The organism is Aeromonas sp. FDAARGOS 1411 (genome assembly GCF_019047125.1).
GTDB classification, from domain to species: domain Bacteria; phylum Pseudomonadota; class Gammaproteobacteria; order Enterobacterales; family Aeromonadaceae; genus Aeromonas; species Aeromonas veronii.
Genome location: NZ_CP077214.1, coordinates 385,973 through 407,452 on the forward strand (window position 1 = coordinate 385,973; position 21,480 = coordinate 407,452).

Annotated in this window: 23 protein-coding genes; 22 read left to right on the forward strand and 1 reads right to left on the reverse strand. The window is 55.1% G+C overall.

Going from position 1 to position 21,480, the window contains the following annotated elements; genetic code table 11:
- Nucleotides 1-6 precede the first annotated feature (6 nt).
- From I6L41_RS01730 to I6L41_RS01815, 18 genes are all read left to right on the forward strand, one after another.
- On the forward strand, nucleotides 7-2,208 hold the full coding sequence (locus I6L41_RS01730) for a chemotaxis protein CheA (protein WP_216961545.1): 2,202 nt from the start codon (nucleotides 7-9) through the stop codon (nucleotides 2,206-2,208).
- 32 nt (nucleotides 2,209-2,240) lie between these two features.
- On the forward strand, nucleotides 2,241-3,356 hold the full coding sequence (locus I6L41_RS01735) for a chemotaxis response regulator protein-glutamate methylesterase (RefSeq protein ID WP_216961548.1): 1,116 nt from the start codon (nucleotides 2,241-2,243) through the stop codon (nucleotides 3,354-3,356).
- Between the two features lie 2 nt (nucleotides 3,357-3,358).
- A complete protein-coding gene (locus I6L41_RS01740; protein WP_180342941.1) occupies nucleotides 3,359-4,096 on the forward strand; it encodes a flagellar motor protein in 738 nt (245 codons plus the stop codon).
- A 2-nt stretch (nucleotides 4,097-4,098) separates the two neighbouring features.
- Nucleotides 4,099-5,019, forward strand: coding sequence for a flagellar motor protein MotB (locus tag I6L41_RS01745; protein ID WP_075114868.1), 921 nt, complete (start codon nucleotides 4,099-4,101; stop codon nucleotides 5,017-5,019).
- 4 nt (nucleotides 5,020-5,023) lie between these two features.
- Nucleotides 5,024-5,818 carry a ParA family protein gene (locus I6L41_RS01750; RefSeq protein ID WP_005353663.1) on the forward strand — a complete coding sequence of 265 codons (795 nt, stop codon included), beginning with the start codon at nucleotides 5,024-5,026 and terminating at the stop codon, nucleotides 5,816-5,818.
- On the forward strand, nucleotides 5,815-6,687 hold the full coding sequence (locus I6L41_RS01755) for a chemotaxis protein CheW (protein ID WP_075114869.1): 873 nt from the start codon (nucleotides 5,815-5,817) through the stop codon (nucleotides 6,685-6,687). The genes I6L41_RS01750 and I6L41_RS01755 overlap by 4 nt, the downstream gene beginning before the upstream one ends.
- A 69-nt stretch (nucleotides 6,688-6,756) precedes the next feature.
- A complete protein-coding gene (locus I6L41_RS01760) occupies nucleotides 6,757-7,245 on the forward strand; it encodes a chemotaxis protein CheW (protein WP_005298836.1) in 489 nt (162 codons plus the stop codon).
- Between the two features lie 28 nt (nucleotides 7,246-7,273).
- On the forward strand, nucleotides 7,274-7,651 hold the full coding sequence (locus I6L41_RS01765; RefSeq protein ID WP_005353661.1) for a DUF2802 domain-containing protein: 378 nt from the start codon (nucleotides 7,274-7,276) through the stop codon (nucleotides 7,649-7,651).
- A gap of 198 nt (nucleotides 7,652-7,849) precedes the next feature.
- Nucleotides 7,850-8,494: a cytochrome c biogenesis heme-transporting ATPase CcmA gene (gene ccmA, locus I6L41_RS01770; protein ID WP_075114870.1), complete on the forward strand. Its 645-nt coding sequence runs from the start codon at nucleotides 7,850-7,852 to the stop codon at nucleotides 8,492-8,494.
- A 4-nt stretch (nucleotides 8,495-8,498) separates the two neighbouring features.
- Nucleotides 8,499-9,167, forward strand: coding sequence for a heme exporter protein CcmB (gene ccmB, locus I6L41_RS01775; RefSeq protein WP_005353658.1), 669 nt, complete (start codon nucleotides 8,499-8,501; stop codon nucleotides 9,165-9,167).
- Nucleotides 9,168-9,337: 170 nt separating this feature from the next.
- Nucleotides 9,338-10,078, forward strand: coding sequence for a heme ABC transporter permease (locus I6L41_RS01780; RefSeq protein WP_005334687.1), 741 nt, complete (start codon nucleotides 9,338-9,340; stop codon nucleotides 10,076-10,078).
- A gap of 2 nt (nucleotides 10,079-10,080) precedes the next feature.
- The gene (gene ccmD / locus I6L41_RS01785; protein ID WP_005353657.1) at nucleotides 10,081-10,287 is read left to right on the forward strand and encodes a heme exporter protein CcmD; all 207 of its coding nucleotides are present in this window, start codon (nucleotides 10,081-10,083) and stop codon (nucleotides 10,285-10,287) included.
- Complete coding sequence (gene ccmE, locus I6L41_RS01790) at nucleotides 10,284-10,775, forward strand: cytochrome c maturation protein CcmE (protein WP_216961550.1); 492 nt, start codon at nucleotides 10,284-10,286, stop codon at nucleotides 10,773-10,775. Before ccmD ends, ccmE begins: the two co-directional genes overlap by 4 nt.
- Nucleotides 10,776-10,857: 82 nt before the next feature.
- A complete protein-coding gene (locus I6L41_RS01795) occupies nucleotides 10,858-12,813 on the forward strand; it encodes a heme lyase CcmF/NrfE family subunit (protein WP_139442383.1) in 1,956 nt (651 codons plus the stop codon).
- On the forward strand, nucleotides 12,810-13,340 hold the full coding sequence (locus I6L41_RS01800) for a DsbE family thiol:disulfide interchange protein (protein WP_005353655.1): 531 nt from the start codon (nucleotides 12,810-12,812) through the stop codon (nucleotides 13,338-13,340). Before I6L41_RS01795 ends, I6L41_RS01800 begins: the two co-directional genes overlap by 4 nt.
- An 11-nt stretch (nucleotides 13,341-13,351) precedes the next feature.
- Nucleotides 13,352-13,831, forward strand: a complete 480-nt coding sequence (locus I6L41_RS01805; protein ID WP_019444734.1) for a cytochrome c-type biogenesis protein — start codon at nucleotides 13,352-13,354, stop codon at nucleotides 13,829-13,831.
- Nucleotides 13,828-15,096 (forward strand): c-type cytochrome biogenesis protein CcmI, encoded by a 1,269-nt coding sequence (ccmI, locus tag I6L41_RS01810; RefSeq protein WP_139473741.1) that lies wholly within the window; start codon nucleotides 13,828-13,830, stop codon nucleotides 15,094-15,096. The genes I6L41_RS01805 and ccmI overlap by 4 nt, the downstream gene beginning before the upstream one ends.
- An 85-nt stretch (nucleotides 15,097-15,181) precedes the next feature.
- Entirely contained in the window at nucleotides 15,182-15,994 is an 813-nt protein-coding gene (locus I6L41_RS01815) for a VacJ family lipoprotein (RefSeq protein WP_005334673.1), read from the forward strand.
- A 112-nt stretch (nucleotides 15,995-16,106) separates the two neighbouring features.
- Here the strand turns inward: I6L41_RS01815 and sodB are convergent, their stop codons facing one another.
- Nucleotides 16,107-16,691 carry a superoxide dismutase [Fe] gene (gene sodB, locus I6L41_RS01820; RefSeq protein WP_019444736.1) on the reverse strand — a complete coding sequence of 195 codons (585 nt, stop codon included), beginning with the start codon at nucleotides 16,689-16,691 and terminating at the stop codon, nucleotides 16,107-16,109.
- A gap of 288 nt (nucleotides 16,692-16,979) precedes the next feature.
- Here sodB and I6L41_RS01825 point away from each other — a divergent pair, with 288 nt between their 5' ends.
- The 4 genes from I6L41_RS01825 to tdcD all read left to right on the forward strand — a co-directional run bounded on the left by I6L41_RS01825 (nucleotide 16,980) and on the right by tdcD (nucleotide 21,441).
- Nucleotides 16,980-17,324 (forward strand): Grx4 family monothiol glutaredoxin, encoded by a 345-nt coding sequence (locus tag I6L41_RS01825; RefSeq protein WP_005353650.1) that lies wholly within the window; start codon nucleotides 16,980-16,982, stop codon nucleotides 17,322-17,324.
- 359 nt (nucleotides 17,325-17,683) lie between these two features.
- A complete protein-coding gene (gene tdcB, locus I6L41_RS01830; protein WP_005334660.1) occupies nucleotides 17,684-18,688 on the forward strand; it encodes a bifunctional threonine ammonia-lyase/L-serine ammonia-lyase TdcB in 1,005 nt (334 codons plus the stop codon).
- 11 nt (nucleotides 18,689-18,699) lie between these two features.
- Nucleotides 18,700-20,031: a threonine/serine transporter TdcC gene (gene tdcC / locus I6L41_RS01835; protein ID WP_139407951.1), complete on the forward strand. Its 1,332-nt coding sequence runs from the start codon at nucleotides 18,700-18,702 to the stop codon at nucleotides 20,029-20,031.
- 51 nt (nucleotides 20,032-20,082) lie between these two features.
- Complete coding sequence (gene tdcD / locus I6L41_RS01840; RefSeq protein ID WP_302054522.1) at nucleotides 20,083-21,441, forward strand: propionate kinase; 1,359 nt, start codon at nucleotides 20,083-20,085, stop codon at nucleotides 21,439-21,441.
- Nucleotides 21,442-21,480 lie beyond the last annotated feature (39 nt).

Genomic DNA, 21,480 nt, shown 5'->3' on the forward strand with positions numbered 1-21,480 from the left:
TGACGCATGGCCTTCGAAGTTGATGAAGACATACTGCAAGACTTTCTGGTCGAAGCATCCGAAATATTGGAACAGTTGTCTGAACAACTGGTCGACTTGGAAAAGCGGCCCGATGACAAGAACCTGTTGAATGCCATCTTTCGCGGTTTCCATACCGTGAAAGGGGGGGCAGGTTTTCTGTCGCTCGGTGAACTGGTTGATGTATGCCACGGTGCGGAAAACGTGTTCGATATCTTGCGTAATGGCAAGCGAACCGTTACTGCGGAGCTGATGGATGTGATCCTGCAAGCGCTGGATGCCATCAATGTCATGTTCGCCCAGGTTCAAAATCGCGAAGCACCCAGCCCTGCGTCAGATGATTTGCTTCATGACCTCCACGAGTTGTGCAAGCCGGAAGGGGAAGAGCAACTGCGCACTGCTACCAGTGCGGCTGCGGCTGTAGAATCTGAACCTGCAGCACCGGCAGTTGTTGAAGAAGTTGCTCCAGAAGTTGTTGAACCCGCAGCCATCAGCAGCGAGCCTGCTCCTGTCAATGGCGGCGGCTCGATCGATGAAATTTCTGCAGACGAATTCGAGCGTCTGCTGGACGAGCTCCACGGCGTGGGTGGGGCTCCGACCAAGACGGCTGCAGCAGCCCCGATAGCGGGTGGCTCTGGCGATATCACCGATGATGAGTTTGAGGCCTTGCTGGACCAGCTCCATGGCCAGGGACAGCACATGGGGGCACCAGAGGTGAATCCTCTGAAGTCCGTGCAAAAAGAGGTGGACGAGCTTATCGATGATGATGAGTTTGAACGCCTGCTTGATGAATTGCATGGTCGTGGTCAAGGGCCACAGAGTACTATGGCACCTGCCGCACCTGCCGCACCTGCCGCACCTGCCGCACCTGCCGCACCTGCTGCGGTGACTCCGCCCAAACCGGCCACTCCTGTTGCCAAACCAGTACCGGCAGCCCCCGCAAAACCCGCTGAAGCAGCCAAGGCACCAGCGCCTGCCGCCAAGGCTGCGCCTGCGCCAGCAGAAAATAGTGCCGTGCAAAGCGATACGACGGTGCGGGTGGATACTAAGACCCTCGATGTCATCATGAACATGGTAGGTGAGTTGGTACTGGTTCGTAACCGGCTGGTGAGCTTGGGTATTGCCAGTAATGATGAAGAGATGTCAAAGGCGGTTGCCAATCTGGATGTGGTAACGGCTGACCTGCAAGGTGCGGTGATGAAAACCCGCATGCAGCCAATCAAGAAGGTATTTGGTCGTTTCCCGCGCGTGGTGCGTGATCTGGCCAGAACCCTCAAGAAAGAGATTGAGCTGGTGATGGTGGGGGAAGAGACCGATCTTGATAAAAACCTGGTAGAGGCGCTCGCCGATCCTCTGGTTCACCTCGTTCGCAACTCCTGCGATCACGGGGTCGAAATGCCGGATGTGCGGGAGAAAGCGGGTAAGCCGCGGCAAGGGACAATTACCCTTAGCGCCTCCCAGCAAGGTGACCATATTCTGCTTTGCATCGAGGATGATGGGGCAGGGATGGATCCTGAGAAACTCAAGTCCATCGCAATCAGTCGCGGTGTTCTGGATGCAGATACTGCCGCTCGCATGAGCGACAACGATGCCTATAACCTGATCTTTGCTCCGGGCTTTTCAACCAAGGCCGAGATCTCTGATATCTCTGGCCGTGGTGTCGGAATGGATGTGGTTAAAACCAGCATTGTCAGCCTCAATGGATCGGTGCACATCGATTCCACTTGGGGGAAAGGTACCCGTCTCGAAATCAAGGTTCCGTTGACGCTGGCCATTCTGCCAACTCTGATGGTGGAAGTGGGTGAGCAGACCTTCGCACTTCCCCTTGGTTGTGTGAACGAGATCTTCCATCTGGATCTGAAAAAGGCCAACATGGTTGATGGCCAGCTCACCATCATTGTGCGCGAGAAGGCGATACCGCTCTTCTATCTGCACAAGTGGTTGATTCGTGGCGCCAACAAGCGTTCACGTCAGGATACCGGACATGTGGTGATCGTGCAGATTGGCACTCAGCAAATCGGGTTTGTGGTAGACAGCTTGATTGGTCAGGAAGAGGTGGTGATCAAGCCACTTGATAACCTGCTGCAAGGCACCCCTGGCATGGCCGGTGCGACGATTACCAGTGATGGCGGAATCGCTCTTATTTTGGATGTGCCGAGTCTGCTCAAAGCATATGCGCGTAGACATTAATAGCTCAGGCCCAAGGAGTTAGAAAAACAACAATGGCAGTCAAGGTATTAGTTGTCGACGATTCGAGCTTCTTTCGCCGTCGGGTGAGCGAGATCATCAATCAGGATCCCATGCTGACGGTGATTGATACGGCCCAGAATGGACGTGAGGCGGTGGACAAGGCGATGTCGCTGCGGCCTGATGTGGTCACCATGGACATAGAAATGCCCGTGATGGATGGCATCAGTGCGGTGCGGGAGATCATGGCCAAGTGCCCAACCCCCATTCTGATGTTCTCCTCCCTGACCCATGAAGGGGCCAAGGCTACGCTTGATGCGCTGGACGCCGGTGCCCTGGACTTCTTGCCCAAGAAGTTTGAGGACATTGCCAGAGACAAAAATGAAGCGGTCAGACTGTTGCAACAGCGGGTGAAGGAGATCTCCCGCAAGCGCTTCCTGATGACATCCGCTGCTCGCCCCAAAGCACCTGAACCGGTTGCTCGTGCTCCTCTGGGCAGCACAGCGTCCAGAACTCCTGATCGTCAGCCTGACCTGCAACGCACTGTGCCAAGTGCTTCATTCAAGCGTAGTGGCAAGAGTTATCAGTTGGTGGCGATCGGTACTTCTACCGGCGGGCCTGTTGCTTTGCAAAATGTGCTGACCAAGTTGCCGGGGGATTTTCCCCATCCCATCCTGCTTATCCAGCATATGCCAGCCACTTTTACTGCCGCGTTTGCTGCCCGTCTCAACGGTTTATGTCAGATTGGCGTCAAGGAAGCGGAAGATGGCGATGTGCTTAAACCCGGGCATGCCTACCTTGCTCCCGGTGGCAAACAGATGCTGCTGGAAGGTCGTGGTGCAGGGGCTCGCATTCGCATCGTGGATGGCAACGACAAGGTCAATTACAAGCCTTGTGTGGACATCACCTTTGCCTCTGCGGCCAAAACCTATGCCGACAAGGTATTGGCGATTGTGCTGACCGGTATGGGGGCTGATGGCCGTGATGGCGCCAGACTGCTGAAAGAGCAGGGATCAACCATCTGGGCTCAGGATGAGGCTTCCTGCGTGGTATATGGTATGCCCCAAGCAGTAGCCAAAGCGGGGATTGCCAGCGAATCACTCCCTCTGGACAAGGTGGCCCAGCGTATTCTGGTTGAGTTGGGGCGCTAATTATGGGCTTGCTCGGTCTGCTCCTGGCATTGGGGGCTATTGCCATTGCGCAACTGTGGCATGGCGGCTCCCTGTTGACGCTGGTGGACGGCCCCGCTTTTTTGATCGTGCTGGGTGGTACCGTTGGTGCCGTCACGTTGCAGACTCCAGCCAAGTACATCCTGCTGGCGTTGCGCCAGCTGTTATGGATTTTTACCCCTCCCCACCAAGATCTCGCGGCGCAGGCCGAACGGTTGCAGTCATGGGCCGTCTTTGCGCGCCAGCAAGGGCTGCTTGCCCTTGAAAATCAGGCCGAGCAGGAGAAGGATAACTTTACCCGCCAAGGGCTTGGTATGATTGTCGATGGGGTCTCCACAGAGGATATCCGTATGCTGCTGGAAGCGGACATCGATATCGAGCAGGAGCGCAATGAACATGCCGCCAGGGTATTTGAAGCCATGGGGGGGTACAGTCCGACCATCGGGATCATCGGGGCCGTGCTGGGCCTGATCCAGGCCATGTTTCATCTCGAAGACCCGTCAGCACTTGGGGCGGGGATCGCAGTGGCATTTGTGGCAACCATCTATGGAGTGGGGTTTGCCAACCTCATCTACCTGCCTATCGCCAACCGGCTACGCGCATTTCACTATCACTATGCACTCTTTCAGGAGATGACTCTTGAAGGGCTGCTGGCTATCGCCCATGGTGAAAATGGCTTGCAGGTTGAACGCCGGCTCAGGGCCTATTTGAAAGGAGAGTAGCCATGCGCAAGCGCTATCGGTTGCACTTGCAGGGTCGCGAGCATCTTGACCGCTGGCTGGTCTCCTATGCCGATTATATGACGCTGATCTTTGCCTTGTTCGTGGTGCTCTACTCTGTTGCACTGGTGAACAAGGACAAGTATCGCGCGGTGATTGATGGTATGAGCCAGGCGTTCAGTGTCATGCAGTCTGGCGGCAATGGCTTGCTTGAAGGGCAGGGTAATTCCCTGCTGGATAACGCGGTATCTGCCTCTCCATCGTTGCTGGAAAGCCCTGCATCCTCCTCTCCTTCACTTGCTCCTATTTCTGGTGTGCCAGTGCTGCAAGATGGCGCGACACTTGCAAAACTCGATATGCAGTTGCAACAGAGCATGGGCTCGCTGGTGGATGCCGGTATCGTCAAACTGACGCAAGATGAGAACTGGCTGACGGTTGAACTCAGTTCCGGCTTGTTGTTTGGCAGCGGCAGTGCCTTTTTGGGACCAAACGCTGCACCGGTCATTAATACTCTTTCAAGTATTCTCAAACCGGTCGATAACTATGTAAGGGTTCGGGGTTATACCGATAACCAACAGATAAATAATGAAATTTATCGTTCTAACTGGGCGCTTTCTGCTGCTCGGGCCGAAGCGGTACTCAATGGTTTGATTGCAGATGGGATCGCCCCTCAGCGTCTGGCGTTCGAGGCATATGGCGAGTTTTCCCCCTTTGCTGACAACAGCAGTGAGCAGGGCAGACTGCAGAATCGCAAGGTTGTGGTCGCTATCTCCAAATTTGCCTGGGTGCCGCCGGCACCTGTGGTTGCAACGCCTACGGTAGTTGCCGAACCGGTTCCTGCTGTACAGCAGGCGGTGGATGCAGGAGAGATAAAGGTGATCACCTTGCCCGGTGGTGGCATACGCATAACAACAAGGCAGGATTGATACAGTGATTGTTTGGACGGTTGCCAACCAGAAAGGTGGTGTGGGTAAAACCACCACAGTGGTCTCGCTTGCGGGGATCCTGGCCCAGCGTGGCCAGAGGGTGCTGTTGATTGATACCGATCCCCATGCTTCGCTGACTGCATATCTTGATTTTGATTCAGATCGCCTGGATGGAACCCTCTATGAGTTGTTTCAAGCTGTCAAACCGACAGCCGAGCTTGTCAATAAACTGACGCTCAAGACCAAGTTCGAAAATATCAACTTACTGCCAGCATCTATTACCTTGGCGACCCTTGATCGAGTGATGGGCAATCGTGAGGGGATGGGACTGGTACTGAAGCGGGCACTGCTGCGCATTCAGGAGCAATATGATTACGTGCTGATCGATTGCCCGCCAGTACTGGGGGTGATGATGGTCAACGCGCTGGCTGCATGCGATCGCATTCTGGTGCCTGTCCAGACTGAATTTCTGGCCCTCAAGGGGTTGGAGCGGATGATGAAAACATTCGAGATCATGCAGCGTTCCAAGCGTGACAAGTTCCGTTACACCGTGATCCCGACCATGTTCGACAAGCGCACCCGTGCCTCTCTGATGACCTTGAAGTCGATCAAGGATCAATATGGAGATTCAGTGTGGAATGCGGTGATCCCTATTGATACCAAGTTTCGGGATGCCAGCTTGCTGCATATCCCCCCGTCTATCTATTCTCCCGGGAGTCGTGGAACCTATGCATATGAAACGCTGCTCAACCATCTTGATGCCCTTGAGCGGCAACGGGTTCATGAGGTGACGGCATGAGAGATACCATTCAAGTTCGGGCGATGGATGACTATTTCCACTCCCTGCTGCTCGATGAGCCACTGGTGCTGGATGAGGTGGAAGAGGCTCAATCCGCCCCTGTTTTACAGTTGCAACGTCAGCTCCAAAGTGTCCCCGAGGTAGTCGCAGCACCTTACCTCGAAAGCGATCCACGGCTTGCCCAACTTGGTGAGCTATTAGCTCAGGTGGGACAAGTCCAGTTCGAAAATGATGCCTTCACCCAGGAAGCGACTCTCACCGCACCGCTGGAGATTGTGGCAGAGGAATCACTGCTGCCGGTAGAGCCTGAATGGCCTGCGGAGGTGCTGCTTCCCGAGATTGCGGAGCCCCATACTACTATCCTGACCGAGACGGCGCTGGAGGTTGCTCCGGTAGAGGCCAGTGAATCTGTTGCCTGGGAAAATATCGATACCGGCAAAGAGTTTCAGGCCCTTTTCTTTGAAGTCGCGGGTGTGACGTTTGCGGTGCCGTTGACCGAGCTGGGTGGTATTCATCAGTTGGGCGAGATCACCTCCCTGTTTGGCCAGCCTGGCTGGTACAAGGGGATCATGACCTCCCGCGAGCAGAAGATGAATGTGGTCGATACTGCTCAGTGGGTCATGCCGGGTCAGCATCTCGAGATGGATGATTACAAGTATCTGATTATGCTTGGTGAATCGCCGTGGGGATTAGCCTGCCATCATCTCAAAGGGACTGAATTGTTACACCGTGACCAGGTGAAATGGCGCCATCAGGAGGGCAAGCGCCCCTGGTTGGCTGGCATGGTCAAAGAAAAAATGTGTGCCCTGTTACACGTCCGCGAACTGCTCCTGTTGCTGGAGCGTGGGGTTAACATAGAAGGTCGCTGATAACTTCTGCAATCGAGCTGTTTTATTGCTAGTTTTAGCAGTAGACGTTTTCATAAAAGGAATAAAAACATGACAGAAAAGCGCAATATTGCACAGAATCTGGCCGAAGATGAAGTGCTGCAATGGGTAACCTTCCAACTGGAAAACGAAACCTACGGCATCAATGTGATGCAGGTTCAGGAGGTGTTGCGCTACACCGAAATTGCACCGGTGCCGGGTGCGCCTGAGTACGTACTGGGGATCATCAACCTGCGTGGCAATGTGGTGACTGTCATCGATACCCGTTCCCGTTTCGGTCTGCCTTCCGGTGATGTGAGTGAAAACTCCCGGATCGTTATCATCGAGGCCGAGAAACAGGTGATCGGCATCATGGTCGACAGCGTGGCAGAAGTGGTTTATCTGCGTTCTTCCGAGATCGATGCGGCACCAGCGGTCGGTACTGAAGAGAGCGCCAAGTTTATTCAGGGGGTGAGCAACCGCGATGGGCAACTGCTGATCCTGGTTGACTTGAACAAGCTGCTCTCCGATGAAGAGTGGGAAGATATCGGTTCCCTCTGATAAGTAAGGTGATGTTTTGATAATCGAGATGGTTGCCTTGGGGGTGTCCCTGATTGCCTTGGCGTTTGCCTCTTATATCTGGTTCAAGAGCAAGCGCAGCAAGCAGGAGTCCGAGGCCAGTGTGGCAACCCTGCAAGGTCAGCTGGAAAGCTTGCGCAAGCAGATGATGGAACTCCATACCGGCGCTATTGGCATGGGGCAGCGTCTGCAGTCGGTGGAAGGGGCGATGCAGCAGGTCAATGAGCGCCAGCAAGAGCTGACTATGCAGGATCCCGAACGCAGGCTCTACAGCCGAGCGGCAAAGATGGTCGAACTGGGCGCCGATCTTGATGAAGTCATGAGTGAGTGCGAGTTGCCAAAGGCAGAGGCTGAGCTCTTGATATCGTTGCGAAAAGGTCGCTCTTGATGATTCAGGAAGGCAATTGCCTTCCTGAATTTTATGGCGTGCAGCCGCTTTTCCCCCAGCTGCGTTGACCAGGCGGTTTCTACCGTATTTTCTTTGTGATCCCGGTCGCCAGTCAGTTCAATTGTTGCATCTTTGAAAAGACGTATTCCAATACTGTGTTAAGATGCAGACCGCTTCATTTTCTCTGAAAAAATCCCCATGCTGCTTCAAGTTAACAATCTGAGCTGCGTGCGCGAAGATCGCACTCTGTTTGAACACCTCACTTTCTCTGTTGCGCCCGGCGATCTGGTGCAAATTGAAGGGCCCAACGGGGTCGGCAAGACCAGCTTGTTGCGGTTGTTGACCGGGCTGTCGCAGCCGTTTGCCGGTGAGGTGTGCTGGAATGGGGAGAATATTCGTCACTGTCGTGATGAGTATCATGCCAATCTGCTCTATCTCGGTCATCAGCCGGGCGTCAAAGCGGCGCTGACCCCTTTTGAAAACCTGAAGTTCTACCAGCAGTTACATCACCCGCAGCAAACAGAGACTGACTTGTGGCAGATATTGGCCCGGGTAGGGCTGGCCGGATTTGAAGAGAACCCGACCGGGCAACTCTCTGCCGGTCAGCAACGCCGGGTTGCCCTGGCCAGACTCTGGCTGTCACAAAAACCGGCGCTCTGGATCCTCGATGAGCCCTTTACCGCCATCGACAAGCAAGGGGTCAAGGTGCTCGAACAGCTCTTTCTGGCCCACGCCGAGCGGGGCGGCATGGTGATCCTCACCACTCATCAGGATCTGACCCTGATGCAGGGACGGCTGAAGACTCTCTCGTTGACCCCCTTTGCATCGACATTGCAGGAGTAACGCCATGTTGCGCGCTGTTATGCACCTTATTCACCGTGAACTGCTGATGGCCCTGCGCCAGCGTTCCGATATTCTCAATCCGCTCTGGTTTTTCCTCATCGTCATCACCCTGTTTCCGTTAGGGATTGGCCCGGAGCCCAAACTGCTGGCCCGTATTGCCCCGGGGATTATCTGGGTGGCGGCGCTATTGGCGGCCATGTTGTCGCTGGAGCGGCTGTTTCGCGACGACTTTGCCGATGGCGCGCTGGAGCAGATGATGCTGATGCCGCACCCGCTGGGCTTGCTGGCGCTGGCGAAAGTGGTCGCTCACTGGCTGCTGACCGGCTTGCCGCTGCTGCTGATCTCTCCCTTGCTGGCGATTTTGCTGTCGCTGGATATGAACACCTATCTGGCTGTCGTCGCGACGCTGGCACTGGGCACTCCTGTATTGAGTCTGCTCGGCGCGGTCGGGGTTGCGTTGACGGTGGGATTGCGCAAAGGCGGGGTATTGCTCAGTCTGCTAATCCTGCCGCTCTATATTCCGGTACTGATTTTTGCCACCTCAGCCATTGATGCCGCGGGGATGAGCTTGCCCTATGGTGGGCAGCTTGCCATTCTGGCCGCCATGCTGGTGGGGGCTTTGACACTGACGCCGCTGGCTGTGTCGGCGGCGTTGCGGGTCAGTCTCAACTGATGGCCGTGAGCTGAACCGAATTTGGCTCCGAACGGAGTCTTTTTGCAAAAAATAATGTTGCGATGGATCAAGGAGAGTGCCGCTTATTGCTTTCGGGGTATTTGATGCTGCCCTGCGGTCGGTATGGTAGGCCTCGCCAAACGATTAATAACAAAAAGGTTTTGTGAGCTATGTGGAAATGGTTGCACCCTTATGCCAAACCGGAGCGTGCCTATCAGCTGGCAGGCACGCTGTTGCCCTGGTTTGCGGTGATTAGTCTGCTCTCGTTTGTGATCGGTACTGTCTGGGGCCTCGCGTTTGCGCCAGCGGATTACCAGCAGGGAGATTCGTTCCGGATCATCTATATCCACGTGCCTTCCGCCATTCTCTCCATGGGAGCCTACTCCACCATGGCGGTGGCTGCCTTTATCGGCCTGGTGTGGCAATTGCGGATGGCGGACATGACGGTTGCAGCCATTGCGCCGGTCGGCGCCGTATTTACCTTTATTGCCCTCTTTACCGGTGCCGCTTGGGGCAAGCCGATGTGGGGAACCTGGTGGGTCTGGGATGCGCGGCTCACCTCTGAACTGATCCTGCTGTTTCTCTACCTCGGCGTGATTGCTCTTTACAACGCCTTCAGCGACAAGGTGGTCGCTGGCCGTGCGGCCGGCATTCTGGCACTGGTTGGGGTGATCAACCTGCCCATCATTCACTACTCGGTGGAGTGGTGGAACACCCTGCATCAGGGGGCCACCATCACCAAATTTGACAAACCCTCTATTTCACCCGAGATGCTCTGGCCGCTGCTGATCATGATCCTGGCATTTGCCGCGTTTCTCGGTGCCCTGACCCTGATGCGTTTTCGCAATGAACTCTTGATGCGGGAGTGGCATCGCCCCTGGGTCAAAGAGATTGCAGAGCAGGAGAAGTAAGCATGCACTTTGCCTCTTTCAGTGATTTTATGGCGATGGGCGGTTACGCCTTCTATGTCTGGCTCTCATTTGGCCTGACGCTGGTGTGTCTGGTCGGCATCATCATTTCTACCCGCATGAAAACCCGCAGCCTGCTCGCCGAGTTACGCAGCAAACAGGCGCGTGAGGCCCGTCGCAAGGCGGCACAGCAGATGGAGAACACCCTATGAATCCGAGACGCAAAAAACGCCTCACCATCATTCTTGCCATCACCCTGGGTCTGGCGACCGTCAGCGGGCTGGTGCTCTACGCCCTCAGTCAGAATATCGACCTCTTTTACACCCCGAGCGAGCTGGTGGAAGGGAAGGGGCTGGACAAGATCAAACCGGAAGAGGGGCAGCGCCTGCGCATCGGTGGATTGGTCGTGCCGGGGTCGGTACAGCGGGATCCCCAGAGCCTCAAGGTTGCCTTCAAGCTGGTGGATAACGGCGGTCATTTGGTCAAGGTCGAGTTTGACGGCATCCTGCCGGATCTGTTCCGTGAAGGGCAGGGGATTGTTGCCCAGGGCACCCTCAAGGATGCCACGACCGTAGAGGCGTTCGAGGTGCTGGCCAAGCACGATGAGAACTACATGCCGCCGGAAGTGGCCGATGCCACCAACGGTATGCACTTCAAGCCGGAGTATACCGAGGCGCAGTTGAAGGGAGCCAAACAGTGATCCCTGTGGTGTTTGCCTTTTCCGCTTTGCCTGCCGTGCGTGGTGCGGCTGTTGTCACCGTTCAATTGAAAGGAATGCCTTCATGATCCCGGAATTAGGACAGTTTGCGCTGATCCTGGCCTTTGCCACCTCCCTGTTGCTGGGTAGCTATCCGCTGCTTGGCGCAAGTTGGGGGCGTCTTGGCATGATGTCGGCGGCCCGTCCGCTCGCCTATGCCCAGTTTTTGTTGCTGCTGCTGTCGTTTCTCTGCCTGACCTGGGCCTTTATCGATAACGACTTTACCGTGCAGTATGTGGCCACTAACTCCAACAGCCTGCTGCCGCTCGCCTATCGCATTTCCGCCGTATGGGGCGCCCACGAAGGTTCCCTGCTGCTGTGGGTTCTGACCTTAGGGGGCTGGACTGCGGCGGTGGCCATGTTCAGTCGCCGTCTGCCGCTCGATGCGGTGGCTCGGGTACTCGGCGTGCTGGGGCTGATCTCGGTCGGCTTCACTGCATTCGTGCTGTTCACCTCCGATCCATTCACCCGCACCTTGCCCTATTTCCCTGTAGATGGTCGTGACCTCAATCCGCTGCTGCAGGATCCGGGTCTTATCTTCCATCCGCCGATGCTCTACATGGGTTATGTGGGCTTCTCGGTGGCGTTTGCCTTTGCCATTGCTTCGCTGATGACCGGTCGTCTCGATGCGACCTGGGCCCGCTGGTCGCGCCCCTGGACCATGGCGGCCTGGGTATTCCTGACCCTCGGCATCGTGCTCGGCTCCTGGTGGGCCTACTACGAGCTCGGCTGGGGCGGCTGGTGGTTCTGGGATCCGGTAGAAAACGCCTCGTTTATGCCTTGGCTGGCGGGTACCGCTCTGCTGCACTCGCTGGCGGTGAGCGAGAAGCGCGCCACCTTCAAGGCGTGGACCGTGCTGCTGGCCCTCTCCGCCTTCTCGCTGAGCCTGCTGGGTACCTTCCTGGTGCGCTCCGGCGTGTTGGTGTCGGTTCATGCGTTTGCCTCCGATCCGACCCGCGGTCTGTTTATTCTCGGCTTCCTGCTGGCGGTGATCGGCTCATCCTTGCTGCTGTTTGCCTTTAAAGGCTCGCAAGTGAAGAGCCACGGCAAACACGAGCTGTGGAGCCGCGAGACCCTGCTGCTTTGCAACAACATCATGCTGGTTGCAGGTCTGCTGACCGTGCTGCTCGGTACCTTGCTGCCGCTGGTGCACAAGGAGCTGGGGCTGGGCAGCATCTCTATCGGTACACCCTTCTTCAACCACATCTACAGCTGGCTGATCATCCCGTTTGCCCTGCTGCTGGGGGTTGGCCCGCTGTTTCGCTGGCGTCGTCAGGAGTTGGGGGAACTCAAAAGCAAGGTGGTTGTGGCACTGGTGCTGAGTCTGGCCGCAGCCTTGCTGTTGCCGCTGCTCTTTGCCGAAACCTTCAAGCCGTGGGCGGCGGTAGGGATTGGTCTGGGGGCCTGGATCATCGTCACCAGCGTGCAGGAGACCTGGGCGCGAGCGACCCACAAGCACAGCTTTGCAGTCGGTGTGCGCAAGCTTGGCAACAGCCACTGGGCCATGATCCTCGGCCATGTGGGGCTGGCAGTCAGCATCATAGGTATCGCCTGCACCCAGAATTACAGCATCGAGAAGGATCTGCGGATGCAGGCGGGTGATCGGGTGCACTTTGCCGATTACGAGTTCGTCTTTGCCGGGATCAAGGAGAAGAACGGCCCCAACTACGATGGCTTCAAGGGCGTTCTGGAAGTGCACCGCAATGGCAAGCAGGTCGCCCTGCTCAAGCCCGAGAAGCGGATGTACAAGGTGAGCCGGATGCCGATGACCGAAGCGGCCATCGATGCCGGTATCACCCGCGATCTCTATGCGGCGCTGGGGGAACAGCTCGACAACGGTGCCTGGGCGGTGCGGATCTACTACAAGCCGTTCGTGCGCTGGATCTGGTTCGGCGGCGTCTTTATGGCTATTGGTGGCGTGCTGGCGATGCTGGACAAGCGTTACCGTTTCGGCCGTCGTGAGGAGGAGGCCAAGGCATGAACAAAAAGACCTGGTTGTTTTTAATCCCCTTTATCGTCTTTTTGCTGGGGGCTGTGTTCCTGTTCAAAGGGCTCTACTCCGATCCCACCAAGCTTGAGTCCGTGATGGTGGGCAAAGAGGTGCCGGTGTTCACCCTGCAGGACATTTACGATCTGAACAAGCAGCACGATCGCAGTATCCTGACCGGTCGCCCCATGTTGCTCAACGTCTGGGCCACCTGGTGCCCCACCTGCTATGGCGAGCACACCTACCTCAAACAGCTGGCGGGACAGGGTATTCCCATCATCGGCATGAACTACAAGGATGAGCGCGACAAGGCGATCAAGTGGCTGGCGGAGCTGGGCAACCCCTATCAGGTCAACCTCTATGATCCGGACGGCATGCTGGGGCTGGATCTCGGGGTATACGGCGCGCCGGAGACCTTCTTTATCGACAGCAAGGGGATCATCCGGTATCGCCACGTGGGGGATATCAACCCCGAGAACTGGGCGTCGACCCTCAAACCCATCTTTGATGCCATGAAGTGAGGGGAGTACTGATGAGAGTATTTATTGCTTCCCTGCTGCTGTTGCTGGGATGGGTGGTGCAAGCGCCGGCCATGGCCGCTATCGATGTCTACACCTTCGACAACGACAATCAGGAGCAGGTCTTTCGCGAACTGACCAAGGAGCTGCGTTGCCCCAAGTGTCAGAACCAGGATATCGCCGACTCCAATGCGGGGCTGGCCAAGGACTTGCGCGACAAGACCTACCAGATGGTGCGCGAGGGCAAGGATAAAGAGGAGATCGTGGATTACATGGTGGCCCGCTACGGCAACTTTATCCTCTATAACCCGCCCCTGATGGCCTCCACCCTGATCCTCTGGCTCGGTCCGCTGCTGGTGATCCTAATCGGTGGCGCCGTGGTCGTGATGCGCAGTCGCCGGTCCCCTGCGGTGAAAAAACAACTGGATAACGCCCTGAGCGAGGAGGAGCAGCGCCGACTGGCCGAGCTGCTCAAAGAGGAAGAGAAACAATGACCGCTTTTTGGATAGTGATTGCGGGCTTGCTGGTGCTGGTGAGTCTGGCGCTCGTCGTGCCGCTGTGGCGTGGTGAAGGCAAACAGAGCATCAGTCGCTCGGCGCTCAACAAACAGCTCTATCGCCAGCGGCTGCTGGAAATTGGCGAAGAGCGCGAGCAGGGTGTCCTGGCTGAGGAGTCCGACTCGCTGGTCGAGCTTCAACGAAGCCTCTTGGATGATATCCCTGATGTGGAGCAGACCGCCCGCAGTGGCAAGAGTCTGATCTGGATCCCGGGTGTGCTGGTGCTGTTGGTGGTGAGTCTGGGGCTCTATTACAAGTTGGGCTCCTGGCAAGAGGTGAGTCGCTGGCAAGATGCCAGCAGCCGTCTTGGTGAGCTGAGCAACCGCATTCTGGTGGAACGCGATGCCCAGGTGACCGAGCAGGATCTGCTGGATTTCACGCTGGCACTGCGTACCCGCCTCAAGGATGAACCGAACGACTACCGCGGCTGGCTGCTGCTGGGACGTTTGGCGCTGGATGGCAATGATCCCGAGATGGCCAGCGAGGCGCTGGAGCGGGCCTACACGCTTGCCCCCCAGAAATCGCTGGTGGCGGTGCCCTACGCGCAGGCGCTGATGATGACGGGGAATGAGGCGCAAGCGGATGCCCTGTTGCAGGCTGCTATCGCGCAGGATCCGGAAAATATCGAAGCGCGTTCCGTCTATGCCTTTATGGCGCTGCAAAAAGAGGAGTTCCAGACCGCGCTGGCTCGCTGGCAGGCGATGTTGCCACTGATGGAGAAAGGTACCCCCCGTTACGTGATGGTCGAGCGCTCCATGGAGTATGCCCGCGCGCAGCTCAAGCAGCGCGGCATCGAGGTGACGAATTCAGGCGCAGCCAAAGCGGGCGCAGTTGAGGGACAACCGCTGGCGGTGAAGGAGGGGGAATTCCCCATCCACGTCACGTTGGCGGCGGGCATTCAGATGCCGGAAGATGCCCATCTCTTCGTCTTTGCCGTGGTGCCCAACGGGCCGCCCATGCCCATCGCCGTGAAGCGTATCGCAGGGCCAACCTTGCCTGTAACCCTGTCACTAGGGGATGGCGATGCCATGATGGAAGGCAGCAAACTGGCGGCCTATCCGGAGCTGCAGTTCAAGGCACGTCTCTCGCGCGGTGGCAATGTTATGAACAAGGAAGGAGCCTTCGAAGGGGTATCCGTGCCGGTCAAGACGGCCGAGATCCCTGCTGCTCCGATTGACATCCGCATCGATCACGCCCTCTAATATGCCTTTGGATAACCCGGCCCCTGGATGGGGGCCGGGTTATCTATACTTCTGATAAATCAAAATAAAACGTCAGGACAATCATATGTATCTTCGTTCAGGGGCCATACTGGCAGCCCTCTTGCTGGCTGGCTGTGCCGGTGGCCCACCCAAGCCTGGCCCAGAGAGTCTGGATCTCAATCCCGGCATGAATAATCCGGGTGCAACCAGTACGGCGGCCGATCCGCGCGATCCCTTCCAGGGGGCCAACCGGGCCATGTGGGCGGTCAACTATGATGTGCTGGAGCCCTATGTGGCACGTCCTGTGGTACATGCCTATGCCCGCTACATTCCGGTAGGGGTGAAGGATGGCATTGCCAACTTTGTTGCCAACTTTGATGAGCCAAGCAGCATGGTGAACCATCTGATCACCGGTGATTTGAAAGGGGCAGGCACCAACCTGGGGCGCTTTACACTCAACACCACGGTCGGTCTGCTGGGTATCTTCGATGTGGCCAAACATGCCGGCCTTGAGCGCAACAAGCTGGAGATGGATACCGTGCTGGGCAGGGCCGATATCGGTAATGGTGCCTACATCATGGTGCCTGTTTACGGCCCGACTACCACCCGGGAGCTGGTTGGCGATGCGATTGACAGCTTCTACTTCCCCTATGCCTTGTTAACCTTCCCGATGAAGGTTGCACATTGGGCACTGGATGGCTTGGGCACACGTGCCAAGCTGATCGATCAGGAGCGGATCATCGACAACTCCCTCGATCCTTATGCGCTGACCAAGGACTTCTACCTGCAATATAACCAGGGCAAGGTGACGGGCAAGCAGACCGAGCTGAAAGCGTCTCAGCAAGAGCAGGCTGACGATGCCAATCTGGATGAATACATGGACGAGCTGGACCAGTAAGCGGGTCATCTCGATATGTAAAAGGCGCCTGCGGGCGCCTTATTCATTTTCGCAGCCATATCGAGATAAAAAAACGCCCCGCAGTGCGGGGCGTTTTGGCAAGCGAGGCTGATTAGGCAGCCAGATTCTTGGCCACGAATTCCCAGTTAACCAGAGCCCAGAAGGTTTCCATGTACTTCGGACGCAGGTTGCGGAAGTCGATGTAGTAGGCGTGCTCCCACAGGTCAACGGTCAGCAGCGGGGTGGTACCGGCTTCAGTCAGCGGACAGCCAGCGTTGGAGGTGTTGACGATAGCCAGAGAGCCGTCAGCTTTCTTCACCAGCCAGGTCCAGCTGGAACCGAAGTTGCCGATGGCAGATTTGGTGAAGGCATCTTTGAACTCGGCGAAGGAGCCGAATGCCTTGTTGATGGCCTCAGCCAGGGCGCCAGTCGGCTCGCCACCGCCATTCGGGGAGAGGCAGTGCCAGTAGAAGGTGTGGTTCCAGATCTGGGCAGCGTTGTTGAAGATGCCGCCGTTGGAGGTCTTGATGATCTCTTCCAGAGACTTGCCTTCAAACTCGGTACCCGGCACCAGATTGTTCAGGTTGACCACGTAGGTGTTGTGGTGCTTGCCGTGGTGGTATTCCAGGGTCTCCTGGGAGATGTGCGGTTCCAGAGCGTTGATTGCATAGGGCAGAGCGGGAAGTTCGAATGCCATTTTCTACTCTCCATTGGCTGGACCGTGCGAAGGCGACGGTTGCAAGACATTGCGTACTCTTTTCTATATTTGAAAAGAGTTGTTTTTAAAATGATGGGGCTGGGTAGCCCAGAGCCAAGGGATTGTAGCAGTATCAAAGATGGCCTAACAACTCTTGATTGGCGCCATGATCGCGATCAATCCTGTGTGGGTTCTTTGCACAATTCGAGCCGAGTCACCCCTTTGTCAGTTTGTGCTCGGGCAAGATTGCAGTAGAATGGCCGCCGAAATCGCTCTAGTGAGGCACCTATGGAAACTATTGAAAAGATTAAGCAGCAGCTGGCTGACAACCCCATCATCATCTACATGAAGGGCTCCCCCAAGCTACCCAGCTGTGGCTTCTCTGCCCAGGCCTCCCAGGCTCTGATGTCCTGCGGCGAGCCGTTTGCCTACGTTGATATCCTGCAGAATCCGGATATCCGCGCCGAATTGCCAAAATTCGCCAACTGGCCGACATTCCCCCAACTGTGGGTTGAAGGTGAGCTGATCGGTGGCTGTGACATCATGATCGAGATGTTCCAGGCTGGCGAGCTGCAGGCTCTGATCAAAGAGACTGCTGCCAAGTACAAGAAAGATGATGCAGCAGCCGAGTAATCGGTTCTGTGTTGTCGAGAGGGAGCCTTATAGGCTCCCTTTTTTATTGTCCCGGTTCTGGCAGGCAAGCAACTGATTGCCGGTTGCAAAAAGCAACGCAATTGCCCTGAAAAATCTAATCTTTACGGCTTTGTTTTTGAGTTGTTAATCATATTGATTGCCAATATCTGATTACTTTTTTTAATCCATTTGGATTCAAGTGTTGCTGTCATCACATTTTTTGATAATTTCACCGTAACGCAGTCTCTTTGTAGATTTTTTTGTGTTTATGCTCACATTAATTGCAAGTGATAGAACCTAGTATCGCTTCGCCCTGTGAAATAAAACCCTACAAATTAATAAATAAAAAGAGATTTGCGATGAAGATGTATAGCAATCTGCCCATTGGTCTTCATGATATTACTGAAGCCAAAAAAAGACTGACCAATCATATATACAAGACCGCGCAACTACCCTCTAACTACATCAGCGAACGTTGCCATGGCGAGGTTTACCTCAAGCTTGAAAACATGCAACGTACAGGCTCTTTTAAAATTCGTGGTGCCTTCAACAAACTCAGTTCATTAAGTCTGGAAGACCGACAAAAAGGTGTTGTCGCCTGCTCGGCGGGCAATCATGCCCAAGGTGTATCACTCTCCAGTGCTATGCTGGGAATTGATGCCAAGGTGGTCATGCCTTGCTGTGCCCCCAAATCAAAAATTGCTGCAACCAGTGACTATTCAGCCAAAGTGATCCTCCATGGAAATAGCTTCAATGACACCATTGCCAAAGTCAGCGAAATCGTGGAGATGGAAGGCCGCGTATTTATCCCCCCCTTCGACGATGCAAAAGTAATTGCCGGCCAGGGCACCATTGGCCTGGAAATTATCGAAGATTTGTATGATGTCGATAACATCATAGTGCCGATCGGTGGCGGTGGTTTGATTGCCGGTGTTGCCATGGCTATCAAATCTATTAATCCGACCATCAAGGTGATTGGTGTGCAATCCGAGAATGTGCACGGTATGGCGGCCTCTTTCTATGCCGGTACCATGACCAATCACAGAACCAGCAGCACGCTGGCCGATGGCTGTGATGTGGCAAGACCCGGTTCACTGACCTTCGAAATCGTCAAACAATTGGTGGATGATATTGTACTGGTCACCGAGGATGATATTCGTCATAGCATGGTTGACCTTATTCAGCGCAACAAGGTGATTACCGAAGGGGCGGGAGCTCTGGCCTCGGCAGCGCTGCTCAGTGGCAAGCTGAAACATTATGTCGAAGGTAAAAAGACCGTCAGCATTATTTCGGGTGGCAATATTGATCTGACCCGGATCGCCGAAATTATCGAACAGAACAATATTCGTCAATTTAGCCTGTAAGGAATGCAGTCATGATATTAGACAGTGTTGTCACTGGCAGTAAAGAGAATACGCGTGCATGGCGTAAATCGGATACCACATGGGGATTAGGTCTGTTCGGTACTGCTATCGGGGCGGGGGTCTTGTTCTTTCCAATCCGGGCCGGATATGGTGGCCTGATCCCAATATTAATCATGCTGGTGCTGGCTTACCCCATTGCATTTTATTGCCACAGAGCGTTGGCCAGATTATGTCTTTCTGGCATTAATCCATCGGCAAATATTACCGAGACCGTTGAAGAGCATTTTGGCAAAATGGGTGGGGTAGTAATTACCTTCCTCTATTTCTTTGCCATTTGCCCACTGCTGTGGATATATGGTGTGACGATCACCAATACCTTTATGGCATTTTGGGAGCATCAACTACAGTTGGTTCCGCTTAATCGAGGTGTGGTTGCACTGGCATTGTTGATGTTGATGGCATTCGTGATCTACTTCGGTAAAGATCTGATGGTCAAGGTGATGAGCTATCTGGTCTTTCCCTTTATTGCCAGTCTGATCGTTATCTCTCTCTCCCTTGTCCCGTACTGGAACAGTGCCGTCTTTGATCAGGTCAATCTGAGCGAGATATCGATGTTTGGTCACGATGGTATTCTGGTTACCGTCTGGCTGGGGATCTCCATCATGGTCTTCTCCTTCAACTTCTCGCCGATTGTCTCCTCTTTCATCGTCTCCAAACGGGAAGAGTATGAGCAGGAGTTCGGTCGTGATTTTACCGAGAAGCGCTGCTCGAAGATTATCTCCGGTGCCAGCATGCTGATGGTGGCCGTGGTGATGTTCTTTGCCTTCAGCTGCCTCTTTACCCTGTCACCGCAAAATATGGCGGAAGCCAAAGCCCAGAACATTCCGGTGCTCTCCTATCTGGCCAACCACTTCTCTTCAATGACGGGCAGCAAGTCTGCGTTTGCCACCACTTTGGAGTATGCGGCGTCCATCATTGCGCTAGTTGCCATCTTCAAATCCTTCTTTGGCCACTATCTGGGGACGCTGGAAGGGTTGAACGGCCTCATCCTCCGCTTTGGCTACCAGGGCGACAAGAGCAAGGTTTCCAGTAAAAAACTCAACATGGTCAGTATGTTGTTCATCATGGGCTCCACCTGGCTGGTTGCTTATGTGAACCCCAACATCCTCGACCTGATTGAGGCAATGGGGGCGCCAATCATCGCTTCCCTGCTCTGTCTGCTGCCGATGTATGCGGTGAGCAAGACACCGGCACTTGCAAAATATAAAGGTCAGGCCAGCAACCTGTTTGTCACCATCATCGGTGTGCTGACCATCCTGAATATAGTTTCCAAGCTGTTCTGAAAACCTTTTCTGCAAGTCATCAGCCATTCAGGCCCCCCTGGTGGGGTCTGCATGGCGCAGTCAGAAGTGCGCAATAACCTGTTCTTGGTTGGCCCAATTATTTGGGCCCAGGGCAAGGCTATCCGTGATTTGGCCACCAAACACAGTGGCAAAGATGCTCTGACTGCAGTGACTCGACATCATAAATATCGAGGCGATGTAATGAAGTTTGATTCGTTGGTTCTGGTTATCAATTGCGGCTCTTCGTCGGTCAAATTCTCAGTACTGGATAATAAAACCTGCGAGGTGGTGATCTACGGTATTGCGGATGGTATTGAGACAGCCCATCCACAATTGCAAGTGGGTAAAGAGCCCGCAATGCCATTAGCTGAAAATAACCACACCTGTGCATTGGCTGCCATCGCGGCGGAATTGAAAAAACGGGATCTGCTGGATGCCATTGCACTGGTGGGTCATCGAATTGCTCATGGTGGTAGTGAATTTAGCGAAGCGGCCATCATTGATGAACATGTATTGGCCAAAATAAAGCAGGTGTCACCCTTGGCTCCCCTGCACAATCACGCCAATTTATGCGGTGTGATGGCGGCTCGTCAGCTATTTCCCACACAACCCCAAATTGCGGTATTTGATACCGGTTTTCACCAGACCCTGAAGCCGGAAGCCTATATCTATGGGCTGCCTTACCAATATTTGCAGGATTACGGCGTGCGCCGCTATGGCTTCCATGGCACCTCCCATCGCTATGTGGCCGAGCAGGCCTGCGTATTTATGGGGCTGGATGAGCAGCATGCCGGTCTGGTCATCGCCCATCTGGGCAATGGCGCCTCTATTTGTGCGGTACAGGATGGCAAGAGCGTCGATACCTCGATGGGGATGACGCCGCTGGAGGGGTTGATCATGGGCAGCCGCAGCGGCGATATCGATTTTGGCGCGCTGGCCTATATCGCCAGCAAGACAGGACAATCTATCGAGGATATCGAGCGGGTATTGAACAAGCAGTCCGGCCTGCTAGGTATTTCGGGGCTCTCCTCAGATATGCGGGTATTGGAAGCTGCCTATCACGAAGGACATCCTGGGGCGAAATTGGCCATTCACGCCTTTGCCCATCGTATTGCCCGCCATATCGGTGGTCATGCCACCTCATTGCGCCGACTGGATGCCGTTATTTTCACCGGCGGTATTGGCGAAAACTCGGCCTTTATCAGAAAGCTGGTATGCGAACGACTTCAGGTATTTGGCGTAGCGATCAGCGAGCCGTTTAACCAGCGTCCCAATAGCGAGGGTTGTCGGATTATTTCGGCGGCAGAGTCCATGGTGCTGGCGGCGGTTATTCCCACCAATGAAGAGAAAATGATCGCGCTGGATGCCATTCGTCTGGGGCAGCAGGTTCGTCAGGCCGAGTGCGTCTGACATCTTCCACTGTAGTGTCATGAGTAGTGAATGAGGTTT

Excerpts from the sequence above, each read along its gene's own strand:
- I6L41_RS01740 (WP_180342941.1), top strand. The coding sequence starts at position 3,359 with ATGGGCTTGCTCGGTCTGCTCCTGGCATTGGGGGCTATTGCCATTGCG.
- I6L41_RS01780 (WP_005334687.1), top strand. The coding sequence starts at position 9,338 with ATGTGGAAATGGTTGCACCCTTATGCCAAACCGGAGCGTGCCTATCAG.
- ccmI (WP_139473741.1), top strand. The coding sequence starts at position 13,828 with ATGACCGCTTTTTGGATAGTGATTGCGGGCTTGCTGGTGCTGGTGAGT.
- tdcC (WP_139407951.1), top strand. The coding sequence starts at position 18,700 with ATGATATTAGACAGTGTTGTCACTGGCAGTAAAGAGAATACGCGTGCA.
- tdcB (WP_005334660.1), top strand. The coding sequence starts at position 17,684 with ATGAAGATGTATAGCAATCTGCCCATTGGTCTTCATGATATTACTGAA.
- ccmA (WP_075114870.1), top strand. The coding sequence starts at position 7,850 with ATGCTGCTTCAAGTTAACAATCTGAGCTGCGTGCGCGAAGATCGCACT.
- I6L41_RS01765 (WP_005353661.1), top strand. The coding sequence starts at position 7,274 with ATGGTTGCCTTGGGGGTGTCCCTGATTGCCTTGGCGTTTGCCTCTTAT.
- I6L41_RS01795 (WP_139442383.1), top strand. The coding sequence starts at position 10,858 with ATGATCCCGGAATTAGGACAGTTTGCGCTGATCCTGGCCTTTGCCACC.
- ccmD (WP_005353657.1), top strand. The coding sequence starts at position 10,081 with ATGCACTTTGCCTCTTTCAGTGATTTTATGGCGATGGGCGGTTACGCC.
- I6L41_RS01760 (WP_005298836.1), top strand. The coding sequence starts at position 6,757 with ATGACAGAAAAGCGCAATATTGCACAGAATCTGGCCGAAGATGAAGTG.
- I6L41_RS01730 (WP_216961545.1), top strand. The coding sequence starts at position 7 with ATGGCCTTCGAAGTTGATGAAGACATACTGCAAGACTTTCTGGTCGAA.
- tdcD (WP_302054522.1), top strand. The coding sequence starts at position 20,083 with ATGGCGCAGTCAGAAGTGCGCAATAACCTGTTCTTGGTTGGCCCAATT.
- sodB (WP_019444736.1), bottom strand. The coding sequence starts at position 16,691 with ATGGCATTCGAACTTCCCGCTCTGCCCTATGCAATCAACGCTCTGGAA.
- I6L41_RS01800 (WP_005353655.1), top strand. The coding sequence starts at position 12,810 with ATGAACAAAAAGACCTGGTTGTTTTTAATCCCCTTTATCGTCTTTTTG.
- I6L41_RS01735 (WP_216961548.1), top strand. The coding sequence starts at position 2,241 with ATGGCAGTCAAGGTATTAGTTGTCGACGATTCGAGCTTCTTTCGCCGT.
- I6L41_RS01805 (WP_019444734.1), top strand. The coding sequence starts at position 13,352 with ATGAGAGTATTTATTGCTTCCCTGCTGCTGTTGCTGGGATGGGTGGTG.
- ccmB (WP_005353658.1), top strand. The coding sequence starts at position 8,499 with ATGTTGCGCGCTGTTATGCACCTTATTCACCGTGAACTGCTGATGGCC.
- I6L41_RS01815 (WP_005334673.1), top strand. The coding sequence starts at position 15,182 with ATGTATCTTCGTTCAGGGGCCATACTGGCAGCCCTCTTGCTGGCTGGC.
- I6L41_RS01825 (WP_005353650.1), top strand. The coding sequence starts at position 16,980 with ATGGAAACTATTGAAAAGATTAAGCAGCAGCTGGCTGACAACCCCATC.
- I6L41_RS01755 (WP_075114869.1), top strand. The coding sequence starts at position 5,815 with ATGAGAGATACCATTCAAGTTCGGGCGATGGATGACTATTTCCACTCC.
- ccmE (WP_216961550.1), top strand. The coding sequence starts at position 10,284 with ATGAATCCGAGACGCAAAAAACGCCTCACCATCATTCTTGCCATCACC.
- I6L41_RS01745 (WP_075114868.1), top strand. The coding sequence starts at position 4,099 with ATGCGCAAGCGCTATCGGTTGCACTTGCAGGGTCGCGAGCATCTTGAC.